Annotated in this window: 17 protein-coding genes; 10 read left to right on the forward strand and 7 right to left on the reverse strand. The window is 42.8% G+C overall.

Annotated elements, in window-relative coordinates; genetic code table 11:
- Nucleotides 1–213: 213 nt before the first annotated feature.
- The 3 genes from PLL47_RS01365 to PLL47_RS01375 all read left to right on the forward strand — a co-directional run bounded on the left by PLL47_RS01365 (nucleotide 214) and on the right by PLL47_RS01375 (nucleotide 2366).
- Complete coding sequence (locus PLL47_RS01365; RefSeq protein WP_324443950.1) at nucleotides 214–1218, forward strand: replication factor C small subunit; 1005 nt, start codon at nucleotides 214–216, stop codon at nucleotides 1216–1218.
- A gap of 163 nt (nucleotides 1219–1381) precedes the next feature.
- Nucleotides 1382–1894 carry a COG2426 family protein gene (locus tag PLL47_RS01370; RefSeq protein ID WP_324443951.1) on the forward strand — a complete coding sequence of 171 codons (513 nt, stop codon included), beginning with the start codon at nucleotides 1382–1384 and terminating at the stop codon, nucleotides 1892–1894.
- A 208-nt stretch (nucleotides 1895–2102) separates the two neighbouring features.
- Nucleotides 2103–2366 carry a DUF362 domain-containing protein gene (locus PLL47_RS01375; protein WP_324443953.1) on the forward strand — a complete coding sequence of 88 codons (264 nt, stop codon included), beginning with the start codon at nucleotides 2103–2105 and terminating at the stop codon, nucleotides 2364–2366.
- Between the two features lie 57 nt (nucleotides 2367–2423).
- On the opposite strand, the gene PLL47_RS01380 is transcribed toward PLL47_RS01375, so the two are convergent.
- Nucleotides 2424–2636: a histone family protein gene (locus tag PLL47_RS01380; protein WP_011033762.1), complete on the reverse strand. Its 213-nt coding sequence runs from the start codon at nucleotides 2634–2636 to the stop codon at nucleotides 2424–2426.
- Between the two features lie 340 nt (nucleotides 2637–2976).
- Between PLL47_RS01380 and PLL47_RS01385 the strand changes: the two genes are divergently transcribed.
- The 5 genes from PLL47_RS01385 to PLL47_RS01405 all read left to right on the forward strand — a co-directional run bounded on the left by PLL47_RS01385 (nucleotide 2977) and on the right by PLL47_RS01405 (nucleotide 9359).
- Entirely contained in the window at nucleotides 2977–3933 is a 957-nt protein-coding gene (locus PLL47_RS01385) for a class I SAM-dependent methyltransferase (RefSeq protein WP_324443969.1), read from the forward strand.
- A gap of 490 nt (nucleotides 3934–4423) precedes the next feature.
- A complete protein-coding gene (gene oadA, locus PLL47_RS01390) occupies nucleotides 4424–6145 on the forward strand; it encodes a sodium-extruding oxaloacetate decarboxylase subunit alpha (protein ID WP_324443971.1) in 1722 nt (573 codons plus the stop codon).
- Nucleotides 6146–6166: 21 nt separating this feature from the next.
- Nucleotides 6167–7648 carry an acetyl-CoA carboxylase biotin carboxylase subunit gene (locus tag PLL47_RS01395; protein WP_324443973.1) on the forward strand — a complete coding sequence of 494 codons (1482 nt, stop codon included), beginning with the start codon at nucleotides 6167–6169 and terminating at the stop codon, nucleotides 7646–7648.
- A 117-nt stretch (nucleotides 7649–7765) separates the two neighbouring features.
- Complete coding sequence (locus tag PLL47_RS01400; protein WP_324443975.1) at nucleotides 7766–8743, forward strand: biotin--[acetyl-CoA-carboxylase] ligase; 978 nt, start codon at nucleotides 7766–7768, stop codon at nucleotides 8741–8743.
- Entirely contained in the window at nucleotides 8727–9359 is a 633-nt protein-coding gene (locus tag PLL47_RS01405) for an S-layer protein domain-containing protein (RefSeq protein ID WP_324443977.1), read from the forward strand. Before PLL47_RS01400 ends, PLL47_RS01405 begins: the two co-directional genes overlap by 17 nt.
- Before the next feature lie 224 nt (nucleotides 9360–9583).
- On the opposite strand, the gene PLL47_RS01410 is transcribed toward PLL47_RS01405, so the two are convergent.
- From PLL47_RS01410 to PLL47_RS01435, 6 genes are all read right to left on the reverse strand, one after another.
- Nucleotides 9584–10543 (reverse strand): coiled-coil protein, encoded by a 960-nt coding sequence (locus tag PLL47_RS01410; protein WP_324443979.1) that lies wholly within the window; start codon nucleotides 10541–10543, stop codon nucleotides 9584–9586.
- A 30-nt stretch (nucleotides 10544–10573) separates the two neighbouring features.
- Nucleotides 10574–11197, reverse strand: coding sequence for a hypothetical protein (locus PLL47_RS01415; protein WP_324443981.1), 624 nt, complete (start codon nucleotides 11195–11197; stop codon nucleotides 10574–10576).
- Between the two features lie 138 nt (nucleotides 11198–11335).
- Complete coding sequence (locus PLL47_RS01420) at nucleotides 11336–11626, reverse strand: DUF424 domain-containing protein (protein WP_324443983.1); 291 nt, start codon at nucleotides 11624–11626, stop codon at nucleotides 11336–11338.
- 145 nt (nucleotides 11627–11771) lie between these two features.
- Nucleotides 11772–13877, reverse strand: a complete 2106-nt coding sequence (locus PLL47_RS01425; protein WP_324443985.1) for a minichromosome maintenance protein MCM — start codon at nucleotides 13875–13877, stop codon at nucleotides 11772–11774.
- 120 nt (nucleotides 13878–13997) lie between these two features.
- Nucleotides 13998–14756 (reverse strand): RNA methyltransferase, encoded by a 759-nt coding sequence (locus PLL47_RS01430; RefSeq protein WP_324443987.1) that lies wholly within the window; start codon nucleotides 14754–14756, stop codon nucleotides 13998–14000.
- Nucleotides 14757–14784: 28 nt separating this feature from the next.
- Nucleotides 14785–14982: a 4Fe-4S dicluster domain-containing protein gene (locus tag PLL47_RS01435; RefSeq protein ID WP_324443989.1), complete on the reverse strand. Its 198-nt coding sequence runs from the start codon at nucleotides 14980–14982 to the stop codon at nucleotides 14785–14787.
- A 692-nt stretch (nucleotides 14983–15674) separates the two neighbouring features.
- Here PLL47_RS01435 and PLL47_RS01440 point away from each other — a divergent pair.
- Complete coding sequence (locus PLL47_RS01440) at nucleotides 15675–16943, forward strand: C39 family peptidase (RefSeq protein ID WP_324443991.1); 1269 nt, start codon at nucleotides 15675–15677, stop codon at nucleotides 16941–16943.
- A 139-nt stretch (nucleotides 16944–17082) separates the two neighbouring features.
- On the forward strand, nucleotides 17083–17961 hold the full coding sequence (locus PLL47_RS01445; RefSeq protein ID WP_324443993.1) for a right-handed parallel beta-helix repeat-containing protein: 879 nt from the start codon (nucleotides 17083–17085) through the stop codon (nucleotides 17959–17961).
- Nucleotides 17962–18141 lie beyond the last annotated feature (180 nt).

Consider the following 18141-nt stretch of genomic DNA (forward strand, 5'->3'; position numbering starts at 1 on the left):
AAAGTTCTCTCAAGTACTTTCATTTCTTTGTACCAGTTATTCGAAGATTTCATGCGCTTTGATCCTGTATCCCGTATGCGTAAGTCCAAAATTATATATCCGGGAGGATGTTCTCTTAAGTATCCTTCTTTCGAAATGATGCCGATATGCCAGAAATATCGCAAACATTCGAAAGTTTAAATATTATATTCTCTAATTAAGGTGCAAGCACGAATGGAGGATTCTAAGATTAAAGAAGAGATCTGGATTGAAAAATACAGGCCTGTCAGGCTTAATCAGGTAGCAGGGCAGGATGAAACAATCGAGCGCCTGATGTCTTATGTGGCAACAAAAAACCTTCCTCACCTCCTCTTTTCCGGGCCTCCGGGTGTCGGGAAAACAGCCTCTGCAGTTTCAATAGCAAGGGAGATCTTCGGGGAAGATTTATGGCGGGAAAATTTTACGGAACTCAATGCCTCCGATGAAAGGGGTATTGATATCGTCAGAAGCAAAATCAAAAACTTTGCAAAAACCGCTCCAATAGGCGGAGCTCCGTTCAAGATCATTTTCCTTGATGAAGCTGATGCCCTTACCTCGGATGCCCAGTCCGCACTCCGCAGAACAATGGAAAAATTCAGCAGCAACTGCCGTTTTATTCTTTCCTGCAACTACTCCTCCAAGATAATTGAGCCTATTCAGTCCAGATGCGCAGTCTACAGGTTCAGGCGGCTTTCCGATGAAGCTATCAGAGAACGCCTTGAGTACATTGCTAAAGATCAGGGCCTTTCAATCACAGAAGGAGGATATGAGGCTCTTATTTATGTAGCTCAGGGAGATATGCGAAAAGCTGTCAACTCTCTCCAGGCTGCTGCTTTCATTGATACAGAAAAGCCCATCTCCAGGGAAACCATTTACAGGACTACAGCCACTGCAAACCCTGATGAGATTAAGAATCTGATCGAGACTGCCCTGCGCGGAAACTTCCGGGCTGCCAGAAAGGAGCTTAACCGGCTGCTTTATGAAGAAGGTCTTTCCGGAGAAGACATTGTGGGCCAGATCTACAGGGTCGTTTCTGAAATGAACAACCTTATGATTCTCGACCTGGGGCTTTCGGAAAAGGATATTGTCGCACTTGTGGACATTATCGGGGAGACTGACTTCAGATTGACCGAAGGGGCCAGCGAAAAAATCCAGCTGGAAGCCCTGCTTGCACATTTTGCTCTCTCAAGAGAAAACTGAAACTCCAAAATTCTGAAAAATGGTTTTATGTAGTTTATATATCCGATATTTCAATTTCTAGATATTTCAATTTCTATTCCCAGATCTTCGAAAAGCAACCGAAAAAGGTCTCTGAAGCGAGCCTTTTTCTTTTAAAAGATTATTATTATCACTCCTGATCATCATGTCCGTTGAAAATTTACTGGTAGAAATGCTTGCTTCTGTGCCGCACTGGCTTGCAGTTATGGTTATAGGGGCAATTCCAATTTCTGAATTAAGAGGGGCAATCCCCGTTGCCATGGGCGTCTATGGGATGAGACCTGTTGAGGCTTATTTCCTTTCCGTGATTGGAAACCTTATCCCTGTAATTCCCCTGCTGCTCTTCCTTGAGCCTGTTTCTAATTACCTGCGCCGCTACCGGATCTTCGATATATTCTTTACTTGGCTCTTTTCAAGAACCCGCAGGAACCACAACGATAATTTTGAGAAATACGGGCTCCTTGCCCTGACAATCTTCGTTGCCGTGCCTTTGCCGGTTACGGGAGCATGGACAGGCTGTGCAGCAGCTTTTGTATTCGGTGTAAAGTTCAGGCATTCTTTTCCGGCAATCGCTGCAGGGGTAATGATAGCGGGAATTATCGTAACTGCTGTTACCATGACAGGCATGGGCCTTCTTGAACTTATTTTCGGGGCGTGACATCTATCAGGCTTTCGAAACTCTTTCGCTGGCGTGACATCTGTCAGGCTTTCGAAATCTTCATATATCTTAAAAATATCAGATCTATCATAGACAGAACAAATATAAATTTCTCTTTATATTTGCAGCCAGCCCTGCTTTTACAGCTTCTTAAATGGTCTGTTTCCCGTTGTCTGGCAATTCTATGGAGTTTTTGAGGTGATTTTAAATGGCAAAGACAGATAAGAAAAACAAAAAAGTAGTTCAGTCTGAAAAGTGTATTGGGTGCGGGATATGCTATTCCGTCTGCCCCGTAAATGCAAAACTGATGAAAAGCGATGATTTTGATCCCGAAACTGCCGAACTTGCACTTCGGGTAATTGACGGTGTGGCAGTAATCAATGATGAATTCTGCATCCGCTGCGGAGCATGCTCAAAGAATTGTCCTGTGGAATCCCTTACCATAATTGAGATTGAAGCCGCAACTGCGTAATCAAATATACAATAAAAATAGGGAAAATGCTGTTTTTCAGCATTTTACTTTTTTAATTTACAGCATTTCTTTAGCTAACTTTATGTCTTCAGCCTTTACAGTCTTCCTGCCTGCGTGTTCTGCAAGTTTTATTGCCTCTTTCGATATTTGAAGCCCATATTCTTCCAGAATTTCCGTAAGGGCCATTCCTGCACTCTCACTCACCCTGTGAGCACCTGCTGTCCTTATTAAACGTTCAATTGGTGCGAATGGTATAACTTTTGCTGCCATATTATCCTCCAAGCTTCTTTTGTTTAATATAATTTCCTTATAATCTCTGATTTTGTAATCAGATGCTATAAATACTTTTGCTTATATCGGGGTTTTCTTTCCATCTTATTCAGGTTTTAATGCTCTTTTTCCCCTTTGTTTACTTTGTAAAGCCCATTTTATCTTTTTTTATTTTGAATTATTTTTATAAGATATCATGGGTGACGGTAAATTTCTTTCAGGTCTTTTTGATCCTTATCCTCTCAATTTTCATTAATTTGTTCTCACCCAAACTCCCTGCAGCCTGTCTTAAATCCTTTTTTCGAAATCTTGATATTGGATTATTCGAATCTAGTCAAACATGCTCTTACAGGAACTCCTTGGCATAGATGAAGAGATCTACCTTATTGAAGAAAGTTATACCTCCCAGAGAACTCCTGAGCGTACGCTCCAGTATCTAAACAGATTCCAGAACTTTCCTGATATGGAGAACACCCGGCTTGTAAGGGTCAGGCAGGCAGGGCACACACTGGGATTGCTGTTTTTTAATCCTGCAGAAGGGGATGTTCCTGTAGACTTCTGGTCAGTATTTACCGGAGCTTTTGCCCAGGCTGCTATGAAATCCAGATTTGAAGCTCTTGCAGACTCCATTCTTGCCCTCATCCCGCCTGAAAAGGATGTAGAAATTTCTTACGAAGCCTGGATGAGGGCAGTAAATGAATATTATTCCCTGATGCTTGTCAACAGGAACATGTGCGACAGCTGTTCTGTCCGGCCTGAGTCTTACAGCAGTGTTTTTTCGGAAAACCGCATAAAAAGAGTTGCTGATATTCTTGAACTTCTCCGGAAAAAAGGGTATTATCCCGAAGGCAGGCTCCTTGAGGTCTGCTGCGGAAACGGGATGTCAACGCTTGCACTTTACAGATCAGGGCTGGACCCCCTTGCAATAGAAGTAAACAAGTGTACCGTCTGTCAGGGGCTCGAACAGCAGGTTCTGAACCCTCAAAGAGTCATGGTAATGGATGCGACAGCCGTTTCAAGATATTTTGAGCCGGGGAGTTTTGATGCCGTAATGGGTTTTATGCTGGGGCTTATCTATGACTTCAACAAAGAACTCTGGGTCCGCATTATACGGGAGGCTGTTTCTGTTGCATCTGATGGGGCAGTTCTGCTCTTTACCGTAAGTAGCAAACCCGAGATTGAAATTCTTGCTGATGCCCTCTTCAGGGCAGGAGTAGAAGGAGAAATCGTGGACAATACGGATGCGGAAGGCGCTTATGACCAGTGGTTCTTTGTTGGGCGGAAACAAAAAAGTTAATCGCCCCAAGCTTGAGCTTTGGCAGGGACATCTTTTGATTTATCCTCTTCCTTCCCTTTTTCTTATCTGCTTCAGTAACTTTCTTATCATTCTATTGTAATCATTTTTCAGCCTGAGAAGCTTCTTTTGAGAGAGTATCCCCTAATGTTAACACCAGCGAAAAGTATTTACTTGTTAACAATGGTATTACTAAAAATATTCTCTCGACGCAGGACACGTTGTGTTTTGCGGGTATATCGTCAATATCAATCCTCTCCTGATATATTATGCGGTACCTGAGATTCGGTTATCTACGCCGAATTAACCCCTATCCAGCAAACTTCAGAATGCTGCAATCAACCGCAATCAGGAGAATAATAATGCTTTGACAGAACCGCATCAAAAAACAGGTTTCCATATACTCCAGGCTCCTGATTAATCTCTCAGAAAAGTGGCTGTTGAGTATATTCCACCAATTCTGTTTTTTTGATTCGATTTAAGAGGCTCATCCATGCGTGTAAAAATTACTGAAACCGTCCTCCGGGATGCACACCAGTCCCTCCTGGCAACCAGAATGCGGACACGGGATATGCTCGAAGTGGTTGAACAACTGGACCAGATTGGGTATTTTTCCCTCGAGATGTGGGGAGGTGCCACCTTTGACTCCTGTATTCGCTATCTTAACGAAGACCCCTGGCAGCGCCTCAGGGACCTGAAGAAAGGGATGAACAACACATATGCCCAGATGCTGCTCCGCGGCCAGAACCTGGTAGGGTACAGGCATTATTCGGACGATGTGGTTGAAAAGTTCGTCACCAAAGCCTATGAAAACGGCATTGACATCTTCCGTGTCTTTGATGCGGTCAATGATATCCGGAATATGGAACTTTCCATCAAAGTGGCAAATAAACTCGGAGCTCACGTCCAGGGCACGGTCTGCTACACCATAAGTCCGGTACATACGGTAGAAAAGTATGTTGAACTTGCAAAACAGCTTGAAGAGCTGGAATGCGACTCCCTCTGTATCAAAGATATGGCAGGTCTTCTCTCTCCCAATGAAGCCACAAAAATAATAAGTGCCATGAAAAAAGAGATCTCTATCCCAATTTCTCTTCACTGCCACTGCACATCGGGAATGGCTCCCATGAGCTATATGGCAGCCTGCTCAGTTGGAGTGGATGTCCTGGATACAGCCCTTTCCCCACTTGCGTGGGGCACCTCCCAGCCTCCTACCGAGACTGTTGTTGCAGCTCTCCAGGGAACCCCGTATGATACAGGGCTTGACCTCGGGGCTTTTGAAGAAGCTGTCAGGTACTTTAAAGACCTGAAAGAAAAGTACCGCGGAATCCTTGATCCTATTTCCGAACAGATTGACACTAACGTTCTTATCTACCAGATTCCGGGAGGCATGCTCTCCAACCTTGTCTCTCAGCTAAAAGAGCAGAATGCCCTTGACAAGTATGGGGCAGTGCTTGAAGAAATGCCGAGAGTCAGGGAAGAACTTGGGTATCCGCCTCTTGTTACTCCCACGAGCCAGATTGTAGGCACACAGGCTGTGCTCAACGTGCTCATGGGAGAACGCTACAAGGTCATCCCCAAAGAGGTAAAAGACTACGTACGCGGGCTCTACGGGCGCTCCCCTGCCCCGATAACCCCTGAGATCATAGGAAAGATCATAGGCGACGAAGAACCGATTCACTGCCGCCCTGCAGACCTCCTCAAGCCCGAGTACGAGAAGAGGAAAAAAGAAGCAGAAGAAATGGGAATTGCAAAGTCCGAAGAAGATATTCTTACATACATCCTTTACCCGGCTATTGCTCCCAAGTTCCTTAAAGGGGAAATGGAAGAAGAAGCCCTGACAGTCGTCGCGCCTGCTCCTGCAGCCCCGAAAGAGTATGCAATCCCGACTCACTTCAAAGTCGAGGTGGACGATGAGGTATACGAAGTCAAGATAGAGCCTATCGGCGGCGGGGTTTCCATTTCAGAAGCATCCCCTAAAAAGCCAAGTGCCGAATCCATCAAAGGAGGAGTTTCATGCTCAATGCAGGGCATGGTGCTTTCCCTTAAAGTTAAGGTAGAAGATGCCGTCAAGGAAGGGGATACAGTAGCTGTTATCGAAGCAATGAAGATGGAAAATGCAATCCACGCCCCGCATTCGGGAGTAGTCAAGGAAATCTTTGTTGCCGAAGGGGATACTGTTGCTCCCGGCGATATAATACTGTCAATCGAGTAAACCGGGCAGGGTGGAGGTATCATGTTCAAAAAAGTACTCGTTGCAAACCGCGGTGAAATAGCGATAAGGGTTATGCGTGCCTGCAGGGAACTGGGAATTTCCACAGTCGCTGTGTGTTCTGAGGCTGACAAAAATGCCCTTTTTGCCAAGTATGCAGATGAAGCTTATTTAATAGGTCCTGCCCCTTCCAGCCAGAGTTATCTGAACATGGAAGCTATCATCGCAGTTGCAAAAAATACCGGAGCTGAGGCAATTCATCCCGGCTACGGTTTTCTTTCCGAAAACCCTGTCTTTGCAAAGCGCTGTGAGGATGAGGGTATTATTTTCATAGGCCCTCCGAGCCATGTAATTTCTGAAATGGGAAGCAAAATCCGTGCCCGGAATCTGATGATGAAAGCCGGAGTGCCCGTTGTGCCCGGAACAAAGGATGCTGTTGAGGACCCTGAAGAAGCCCTTGCAGTTGCGGAAAAAATCGGCTATCCCGTTCTTATCAAAGCATCTGCCGGAGGTGGCGGAATAGGGATGAAAGTCGTTCATTCCAGAGAAGAGCTTGCTTCCTCATTAAGTTCCACCCGGCAGATGGCAGGCTCGGCTTTTGGGGATTCTTCGGTATTTATTGAGAAGTACGTAGAAGAGCCCAGGCACATAGAGATTCAGATCCTTGCCGATTCGCACGGTAATATGGTTTACCTCTCGGACAGGGAGTGTTCAATCCAGAGAAGGCACCAGAAGCTGATTGAAGAAGCACCTTCTCCTATCATGACTCCTGAACTCCGGAAGCAGATGGGAGAGGCTGCTGTAAAGGTTGCAAAAGCAATAGGCTACGTAAATGCAGGAACCGTTGAATTCCTTTACTCTAAAGGAAATTTCTATTTCCTTGAAGTCAATACCCGCCTTCAGGTGGAACACGGAATCACCGAAATGGTTACGGGCGTTGATATTGTCAGGGAACAGCTCAGGATTGCCTGGGGTGAAAAACTCGAGTTCGGGCAGGATGATATCGTTATTGATGGACATGCAATCGAGTGTCGGATAAACGCCGAGGACCCCCTGAATGATTTTGCTCCTTCCCCTGGAAAGATTCGGAGGTACCGTTCTGCCGGAGGGCCCGGAGTAAGGGTGGACAGCGGTGTTCATACAGGTTATACAATCTCTCCTTACTATGACTCCATGATTTCCAAACTCTGCGTCTGGTCAAGAAAAAGAGAAGATGCTATTGCCAGGATGGACCGGGCACTCTATGAGTATGTGGTTGTGGGAGTAAAAACCAATATTCCCTTCCATAAAGCTGTCATGAGGAATCCGGCATTTCGCAGGGGTGATCTGACAACAAACTTCATCGAAGAAGAGAATATCCTTGAGGCTGTGGAAAACGTCGTCAAAGCTGACAGTGAGAAAGGAGCTACTCTGGCTTCGGCTCTTGAGGCTAAGGACAAGAAGGTTGCAGCGATCACGGCTGCGGTACATGCCTATGTTAATATGGCGAAGAATACACAGCAGTGATACAGTTCACTCTTCGGAAAACAGGAAAAAGAGTTTCCGGCTTATCATGGTATGAGCACATGTTTGGACTAAGAAATTATATACGGTGGAACATATACATTTATATGGGGTGCGCGGATGGGAGATAAACGATCTCGAATTATTAAGGCACTTAAGGATGCACAGAAGACCCCAGTTTCTGGAGAGGAACTGGGGCTTAAGCTTGGAATTTCCAGGACAATGGTATGGAAATATATCAAATCCCTCCAGGCTGACGGATACGAAATCGAATCTTCCCCGAAGAGGGGTTATGTCCTGAAATCCGTGCCTCAACTCCTGTACCCTGATGAGATCCAGATGGGTCTCAAAACAACTCTTCTGGGCAAGAAGATACATTACTTCGAGGAAGTCAGCTCCACCAACAGTGTTGCTAAAGAAATCGCAGCTTCCGAAGAAGAAGGAACCCTTGTCATTGCTGAGATCCAGAAAGGAGGCAGGGGACGCATGGGCAGAGAGTGGGTTTCTCCCCACGGCGGGATATGGATGTCTGTGATCCTTAAGCCCGGGATTCCTCTCAGGCATGCCTCAAGGCTGACCCTTGTTGCCGGGCTTGCAGTTGCAAACGTTATCCGCGACATGGGGCTCGATGCCCGTATCAAGTGGCCCAATGATGTCCGCATAAACGGGAAGAAAGTCTGCGGGATCCTTACCGAAGCAAAAGCTGAAGTGGACAGAGTGGATTATGTCGTGCTCGGCATAGGGATCAATGTAAATATGGATATGAAAGACATTCCCGAATCTTTCCGTGCAGGTTCGACCACTCTGAAAGTCGAGCTTGGAAAGCACATAAGAAGGGTTTCGTTCCTTCAGGACTTCCTTTTCGAGCTTGAGCAGCAGTATATAAGCTTCAAAACTCAGCCGTTTTCGCATATACTCAATGACTGGCTCGCTCTTTCGGATACTATCGGCAAAGAAGTAAAGGTCACCACACCTTCCAGGATTATAGAGGGCAGGGCTGTAGGAGTTACTCCGGACGGAGCACTTATAATCAGGAAGGCAGATGATACTAAGGAAGAAATTATTGCAGGTAGATGCATTTATGCACGTCCCAAATAAACACGGAAGAAAAAGCAGGAAAGGAGTTAGTTTCTTCCATGCAATTTTTTCTTCCGTTATGATCTTTTTTTTATTTTCAATTATCGTCTCATTTACAGCCCTTCCTGCCGCAGGGGATGATAAGCATGATAATAATGAGAGGCTTTCGATTATTTTAATTGACGGGGATGAGATTTATGTGCGGTCGGGCAACTATTACACTCTGTTACAGGATTATCAGATCCACGTAAAGGGCGCCAATTCCGAGGGCAACAGAGTATGGATCGAACTTCGAAGAGACGACGTTTTTCTTGAAGATGCTATTGTTGGAAAGGGCGATACTTTTGTATATTCTAACAACTCTACAGAGATTTTGAACCTCACAGTGGAAACTATATACGGTGGGGCAAGCGGAGTGCTGGTAAAGTTCTCTCCTGTATATCAGTACCTTGACCCCAAACTTCCTGCGCCCCAGACAGAATCAATTTCTCCTGAAAACAGCTCTGATAATAACTCTTCTGTTTCTCCTGTATCCAAAAATCAGGCAGAAGGTTTTGACATTCCTCTTTTTCTTCTGAGCATTGGAGCCGTTTTATTGATGACCGGCGTTTTTGCAGGAATATATAAGAAAAAATGATTTTGTAAAAAGAGGCCAGTAGCTATTATTTCAGTCAAAATAATACTAACATAAATCGATTTTTAATGTGGGAACCATGTCTGAGACTAAAGTTCCCAAAAAACGTGCATGATATTCTTCGAATAACATGCCCAAAAAATGGTAGTACTTGAGAGCACTTTCACGCCAAAAGTCTGAAATAGACTTTTTAAATCGGCTTTCAAACACTTTTTTCTTCTCAGTTCTCATTCATTTGAGAACTTTACGTCTCCTTTTTCTATAAGAAGCTTGAGGTCTTCAAGGCTGAGCCGTGCGTTTTTCTGCAGCTTTTCACGGGCATCGTTATGCTTCTGGCTCACTTTGTTCTCATCTTTCGTTAGCTGAAGATCTTTTAATTTATCAAGATATAAGGAGAGCTCTTTCCGGCTGTTAGCGATGTTATTCTTGAGTGGATCGATTTTTTCTTTAATAGAGTTTATGTTTGCGATCTTGTCGGTAAGCTGGGCATGGTAAGTATTTGCTTCTTTTCGAATCTCATCTGCTGTCTTGAAATTTTCAAGCATTTCAAGGTGGCATGCCTGGGACTCATCCGAAAGTGCCTGGATTTTTTCGTGGAATTCGTCCCCTTCTTTATGAATTCCTTTTGATTCCTTATAACTCTCCTGGATCTGTGAATGGAGCTCATTTGCCTTTTTTGCAGCTTCCAGGCGTTTACTCAGGTCGTTGAGCTTCTGCAGTATCTTTATCTCTACTGCAAGGGGGAGTTCTTTATTAAATAAAGCGTCGAGTTCAGCTTCATATGCCTTTGAAAGAGATTCCACACTTCCGTGAGAGAGTTTATTGCACTCATCACGCTTTTCCTTGAGGTTGGCAATTCCTGAAAAAAGTTCCTGGGTTTTGGAATTTATCCCGCTTCTTTTCTCTTTGTATTCGCCAATTTGTTTATTGATTTCGTCCCTGCGGTCTCTAAGTGCCTGCGCTTTTGCAACCCTTTCCTTTACCTGCTGATTCAGAGCATCTCTCTTTGCTTTCAGTTCGTCGATGTCGGTTCTGTTTATTTTCAGGTCCTTGAATATCGAAGCCAACTGCCTTTCGCTTTTCTCTATCTTGCTCCTGAGCTCGTTAACCTTGCCCTTGAGTTCCCGTTCGTTAAGGTTTGAAAGGTCGGCCGTTGCAGTTTCTGCTGTTGAAACGTCGTTGTTCATGTCCTACCACCCACGTGTTTCCAAAACAATTCATGCTTTTTGTTTTTCCCAGTAACTCAGAGCTTCTTCGTGACTTTTTATTTTAGTGCTGAGCCATTTGTGCTGGGATTTATTTTTGGAAATTTCACTGCTTTTGCTTCCATCATCCTCTTCAAGTTGTTTTTCAGACTCTTTTATCTCTTTTAACTCCAGATTTGAGCTGCTTGCTTCCTCCAATCTGGCCTCTGTCTGCAGGAGAATGTTATCCCCTACTTCTTTCTCTCTGAAGATTTCGCGCAGGTTTCCCATAAAAGAATCTTTAAGTTTCTGTTCCTCTTCGGGTTCAATCTGTCCTTTGAGCTTTTTAATATCTTCCTTTATTTTATCAGCAGTTACACGGTCCAGCTTCGGGAACAGCTCTTTTTCGAGCACCCCTTCTGCCTGATGGTAATACTGCTGCCTTTTTTCCTTCAGGACTTCTTTTCGCTCCGCCATCCGGGTTCTGGAAATCCTAGCATTTTTTGCGTCTTCTTCATACTGGCTCAGTTTGCTGTCCAGTTCTTCAAACTCTTTCCGGTATTCTTCCAGAAACCTTTTATGTTTTTCCACAACCCTGGAAATCAGTTCCCCTTCTGTCAGTATCCTGATCCCGGTTTCTTCAATATTTCCGCTCACAGTATCACGATTTTGAAGTTTATTTTTTATAATTTTTTGTTTTTTATCTGACCTGGTAGAGCCAGCCCGGAGAATTTAACCGGGAATTGCCCCTGTTTTCAGCCGTTTGAATTTCCCATTTCAGAAGTCACGGGCTTTTCAAACTCTAAACACCTGAGCATGGGGTATGCAGTCGATAATGATCACAGAGTCAGGATCAATAAGCCCGCATTTTATGGCGTATTTGATCGTTTTTTCCCCAAAGAGATTTGCAGTAGTAGCTTCTTCCAGAGCTTTATAAAGTTCTCCCTCAGAGACAAGTTCTCCTTCATAGAATACTCTGCTTATTTCCACTATAGTGTTGCCGTGTTTCAGGGTTTTTCCAAGCACTTCCTTATCACAGGCTGCAACAAGCACGTGCTCTCCATTTTTGTAAATCTTTAGATACATACTTCCCCTTTTTATGTACTATTTCGCCCTTTTAGTATTTACAGCTTAACCATCATTATTTTGTTTACGGGTAAGCTGTTTCTGCCTTAGAGAGCTCCTCTGATGAACAGTACCTGTTTCAGGTATGAAATAACTGTTTTTCAACTTAATTGATGAGCCTGATGTGGGTCTGGTCCGGTGAGAGAATATCGCCTCTTTGCTTCATTTTCTTTATGTATTCCTCTGCGTGTCCCCTGTCTATGCCGTGCTCTTTTTCAGCCTCTGCATAGACCTCTTCAAGAGGGGCTTTAGCTCCGGGATGTCTTTCACAGACCTTCTTTATTATATCTTTAAGGAGTTTTATCTTATTTCTCTGGCTCATGCTTGTGCCAGAAGCAAGTATATCTGCATCAAGAGCTCCTGTTTCAGGGTCAACTCCTACGTTTTTAAGGCAGTTCATGGTGATCCTTATAGTCCGTTTTGCATCTTCCAGGGTGACTACATTACTGAGGCGGACCCTTGCACTGGCTTCGGAGAGGCGGACCAGCGCTTCAAGCTGCCTTGCAGTCACAGGTACCGGCGTATTCTTGCCTTCCCCACTCTTTCTGATATCTGTATAGAAGTTAATAAGGTGACGCCTTGCATCTTCTTCCATTACCGGATAAACATTTTTTCGTGCAAATGCAATATACTTCCGCATAAATTCTGCTGATATGACTGGCTGGATTACTTCCAGTTCCGCCTCAACAAAATCTTCCGTAATCGTGGATCCTGGAAGCTTTTGCCTCTGCTCAAAAAGTTCACCTGCATAATGCGACTGAAGGATATGGTTTGCTATCCTGCTGTCCAGGGAGTGGTTTGGGGTATCGAGCAAAACGAAGATCAGGTCAAAACGGGAAAGCAGGGCAGGAGGCATGCTTATCTGTTCAGCAAGCCCCTCGTACCGGTCAAAGCGCCCGTATTTAGGGTTTGCAGCTCCAAGAAGGGCACACCTGGATTTCAGGGTTGCAATAATCCCTGCTTTGGCTATACTTATAGTCTGCTGTTCCATTGCCTCGTGCAGAGCACTTTTGTCCTCTGTTTTCATTTTGTCCATTTCATCCACAGCAGCAATCCCCATATCTGCCATGACAAGAGCTCCGCCTTCTATTGTCCATCTGCCGTCGTTCATGTCGTCTTTTACAGCAGCCGCAGTCAAACCGCTTGCAGATGCACTTCTCCCTGAAGCAAAGACACCTCTTGGAGACAGTTTGACCACATAACGGAGAAGCTGGCTTTTTGCAATTCCGGGGTCGCCTACAAGCATCATATGGATATCTCCCCTTGTCCTTGAGCCGTCAGGGAGGTTTTTCACAACCCCTGAGAAAAGCTGGAGTGCAAGGGCTTCTTTGATATCTTCGTATCCGTAGATGGAGGGCGCAATGGACCCTATGATTTTCTCATAAATTGCAGGGTCACGGGAAAGCTCAAGGATCTTTTCCTCGTCTTCGGGAGTTATTTCAAGTTCGTCAAAATCTTTGTCAAGGCGCTCTATGGAATTTGCTTCCAGCACGAGGTCATAGAAAGTTGATTTTCCATCCTTGAGGGTGCGCTGCCTTGATTTCAGGATTCCGTTGATTATAACACGGTCACCGGGGGTAACATTTCCAGTGAGATCGTCCTCAGCATCCACTTCAAGACTCTGGGGCTGTGAGCCTCCTTTCAGGTTTTCAGGAGACTCCTGGATCTGAAGTTTCTGGGCATCGATAAAGGTTGAATCTTCTATTGAGACCTTGAAAGGCCCTTTTTTTCCGCAGGTCTCATTTTCACAGCCTGCAAAAGGTTCTTCAAACTTGAAGCTGTTCTGCTCCACAATGGTCAGGTGCCCGCATCTGAGGCACTGGAAAGCTGCTTTTACTATTCTTGGCCTGACCTCGGTTGCCTTCCTTATCATGCCCTCAATTGCAACAAAACGTGCGAGGTGTTTGCTTCTAAGTTCCCTGATAGGGACCCTGTTAGGGATTTTTATAATCCTTACATGTGCCTGGTCCAGGCTCTTTTCAACAGGCAGGTCGATTTCTTTCAGGGCGGCTTCGGCTGCAGATATGAGTTCTCCCGGGTGCTCCAGAAACTCTTTCGAAAGCTCCCTGTCAAACTTTTCTATATCTGTGAAATCGACCCCAAGGCTCCGCTGGTCAGGATATTCATTTGCCAGCTGAAGGATTTCATTCCAGTAATAATCTTTAAAGAATCGTTTTAGTTTCTCGTCCCACTTGCTTTCTGTTTCAGTCATAACTTTCTCAAAAATTGTCTTTTATGTAAAATTTCTATCTTTGATCAGGTTGTTTCTGCTTGAAAAGGTCCTAAAAAAGTAAAAAAACGTATAATAGATTCTGATAAGACATGCTTATTATCATATGAACTTTTCTATGATTTCTGAATTTTCCTTTTCTTGCAGGGTTTCAGCCTCTGATGCAAGCCTCATTTTCCTCTCGCTTTTCCTTATTATGCCTCTGAGAGTCTGGACTTCTCTCGGGGTCAGCCCTGCTCTTCCGAATATTCTCCTCAGCATCAGAGAAGTTTTGTCTTTTTTGTGAGCCGGATAATCTATTTCCTCAAGCAGCTCATCCAGATGCTCATAAAGAAGCTGCAGGTCAAAGCCCTCAGCAAGCGGGTTGCTTCCTCCTTCAAGCTCCGAAAGTTCGTAAAGCACAATTGCAACGGCGTGGGAAAGATTCATTATCGGATATATTTCCGAAGTCGGGACAGTGATAAGCATATCAAAGCCTTTAAGTTCGTCATTGCTGAACCCATTGTCCTCACGCCCGAAAAGGACTGCGATAGTGCCACTGTATCCTTTAAGTTTTTCTTTTGCTTCCTTTACGGTATAAAGAGGGAGACGAACATGTTCTCCCGTTTTCAGGCTTGAGACTCCTGTAGTCCCTATGAGCAGGTCTGCACCTCTTACGGCTTCCTCGATGGTTGAGGTAATCCTTGCCCCTTCAAGTACATCCCTTGCGTGAGAAGACATTGCTCTTGCCTGCCCTTCAAGTTCGCAGGGGTTTACCAGAACAAGGTCAGAATACCCGAAGTTTTTCATCGCTCTTGCAACAGACCCTACGTTTCCCTGGTACATGGGTTCTACAAGCACTACTCTAATTTCAAGTGACAAATTTCTCAATCCTGAACACATTTTAAAATCAGTTTACAAGGGTAATCGCATCTGCCATGCAGGCAGTCGTGCACATCCTGCACCCCAGACAGTAAGATGGGTCCTTTACAACACAGACCTTCTTACCGTTTTTTTCTTCAATGGAATAAACCCTCGGGCCTTTAGGGCATGCAGCTTTACATGCTCCGCAGCCTGTACATTTTTCCTCATCAATATAAATCTTCATGCCGGTTATTTTCCATCCGTCTTGTATTATTTAAGCTATTTTATAATATTCTTATTTTAATATATTTTGCTATCCTTTTCAGTATGATTTTCTATTTCTTTCTTTATGATTCTTCATTAAAATATGAAGAGGTCTTATTCATTTCCCTGATATATTAGACTACGCTGTGAAATTTATCTGGAAGGGTAAAAATTAATGGCTAATTAAGAGATAAACATTTTAATTATTTTTTCAGATCTTTGTGTACATATACAATCTACATTTGGATTTGGCTAAGGATCAAAACGTCAAAAATTATATTTTCGTGCGATATTTAAGTGGATTTTGTTGGAACACACTATACGTAGTATTTAATATTGTGCATAAAGTATGTTAAAAAACGATAAAAGTAACAATCTATTATCTGATCTTTATATAGTTTTTGTGCAAACTCTCGACTAATTTTCATGCATTCATTCCAGATCTATATACAAATCTGTAAATATTTCTGCCAGCTGATTGTTTGAGAGCATGGACAGAAACTATATAATGAATAACTAAAAAATCACAAAGTGTGAATGTTATGCGGGGTTCAATACAGGTCTCAAACTCTACCGAACCCCACATACCCGAAGGCAAGAAATATGCTACTTCATGACTATTAAAGTTTGCTGATTCTTGCCTTTTCGTGAATATAAATAAGGTGGAAAGAAATGAAAGCAAGAAGCAGAGTATTATCTAATACGAGTAAATTAACACGAACTATAATACTTATGGGAATTTTATTACTAAGTTCATGTTCTATTGCCTATGCAGAGACAAATGAACTCCCAGTAAGTATCAACGAACAAACATCTACAACCCTGAGTATAGATATGGCAAAAGAAATTGCAGCTTTTTATCTGGTAGAACTTTCTGGAACAATACCTGAGTTATCGGGATGGGAGAATGCAGTTGTTGAGCCTGACATTACATTTTATGACTTGGAAGGAAATATCACAGCATATTCCTTTGACGTGATGAAAAATAGCGAATATGATGGCTACATAATTACATCTGCCACGAAAGATAAATATCCAATCCTTGAATTCTCAAAGGGGCAACTCCCAACTAAAATCTCTACAATGGTCGAGAAATCAGAAAACGAAGTAGAAAACTATGCAAACAAAAATAAACTGAACGTTGGGGAAAGTGTGCCTGTCTATGAAGGTGCAACATTCTACTACACAACATATGATCTTCAAGACAGTAAAAATACGGTTAAAAAGAAAGCTATTGTAGATCTTGTTACATCAAATTTAACAATCCAAGAAACTGAGAATTTTTCTTCCAGTACATATAATGCAGAAATGGTTGAAAGCGAGGAAATAGAAGAAGCATGGGACGATTTAGAAAACAGAATAACCGAAAAAAGAGCTGATATAGAAACAGTGTCAAGTCAAGCAAGTGTCTATTCAATCCAAGCCACTGGCTATACTAAAAATGTTTCTGATGTTCCGTATTATTTAGCTAATGTATTAGGTTGTTCTCCAGCTGCAGGTGCTATGGTTTTGGGATATTGGGATGGGGAAGGATATCCAAATTTTCCAAGTGGTGACACGCTGATATCGGAATGTGCAAGCGCAATGGGCACATCTCAATATAGTACACAAATAAGTATGATCGACGATGGTATAGAGACAGTTTGTAATGACCATGGATACACAAACTTTAACGCTGCAAACGATGGTACTTTGACTACTTCTGAACTCAGGTCCGAAATCAATTCAAATAGACCATTTGTCTTGAGCATGGTCGGTGGTCAAACTGGAAGTGGACGTTCCAGCCCCTATGGAAACCATAGTGTTACATGTGTTGGTTTTACTAACGTAGGCGTAACAACAGTTTATGTTTGGTTGCATGACGGTTGGAGTGGCTCAAGTCCTCATTACATTACTTTTGGATCTTGGAACACTGCAACTGCAACATGGGTGAGACCTTAATCACCCCATACTTTTTTACGGATTGGTAGTTATGTTTCTCTCGAAAATTAATACAAAAATAATAATTATCTTATTGCTAGTTTTCACCTCTTGTATATTTTATATTTTCAATATAAAGGACAATGGAATATCTACCAATATGTTTCTTGATAATGTTAGCAATAATTCAATAAATGTTTATGTACGTCCAGGGGATTCGATACAACAGGCAATAAACAATACCAGTTCCGGTGGTACTGTAATCATTTATCCAGGATTATATAAGGATAATCTGGTTGTGGATAAACCTTTGGTTATAATCTCGAAGCCAGAAGAAACTACTGATACTATTATTCAGGCTGCAGACCCAGAAAAAGATATTTTCTATGTACTTGCGGACAACGTGACAATTAGTGGATTTAACATAACTGAAACAGAAAGAGTAGGCATCCATTGTAGTGGTTCTTACAGTAATATAACTGGAAATAAACTAAGTTATAACAAGTATGGAGTTTACCTTGAAGATTCAAACAGGAATATCTTGGAAAAAAATGAAGTGATTAACAACTCACTAGGAATTTGTTTAAAGAGTTCTAATGATAACCAATTAAAAAACAACAAAGTCTCAGGTGTTGGAATATTTGTTGGATATCATAATGAGGCAGAAGGAATTAGTCTTGAAAATTCAGATAATAATAAATTAACCGGTAACGCCGTATCAAATTTATGGGATGGTGTAAACCTCACTGAGTCGTCTAATAATGAGCTAAATAATAACTCGATTTTACATAACTATTTCAGTCTGACTCTTATTAATTCAAATAATAATAAAGTTTTGAATAACACTATTGTGAAACGTGGATACTCATATTCAGTTGTGCTTGCAAATTCTCAAAATAACACATTGCAAGGTAACACTGGAGGTTTGAACACGGAAGTTAAAATATTTTATAATTTTGACAGTACAAACAATACATTGGAAGGTGAACAGTATACTGTAAACGAACAAGGGACTGGCGGGGTATACAGAGTAAAATAATATGAAAGTTAACTCAAAGTAAAGGAGGTTATTTTCCTCACATAATTCTAGGGATTTAAATTTCAGGGATTTATTATATATCAGTGGAGTTCACTTCTTGTGGAATATCCGAGGCTACACAATTGTTACTACGCTTTGGAGTCAATTTTTTTATTTGATACTTCAGGGAATCCTATGAGT

This window comes from Methanosarcina sp. (genome assembly GCF_035390745.1).
In the GTDB taxonomy this organism is placed as follows: domain Archaea; phylum Halobacteriota; class Methanosarcinia; order Methanosarcinales; family Methanosarcinaceae; genus Methanosarcina.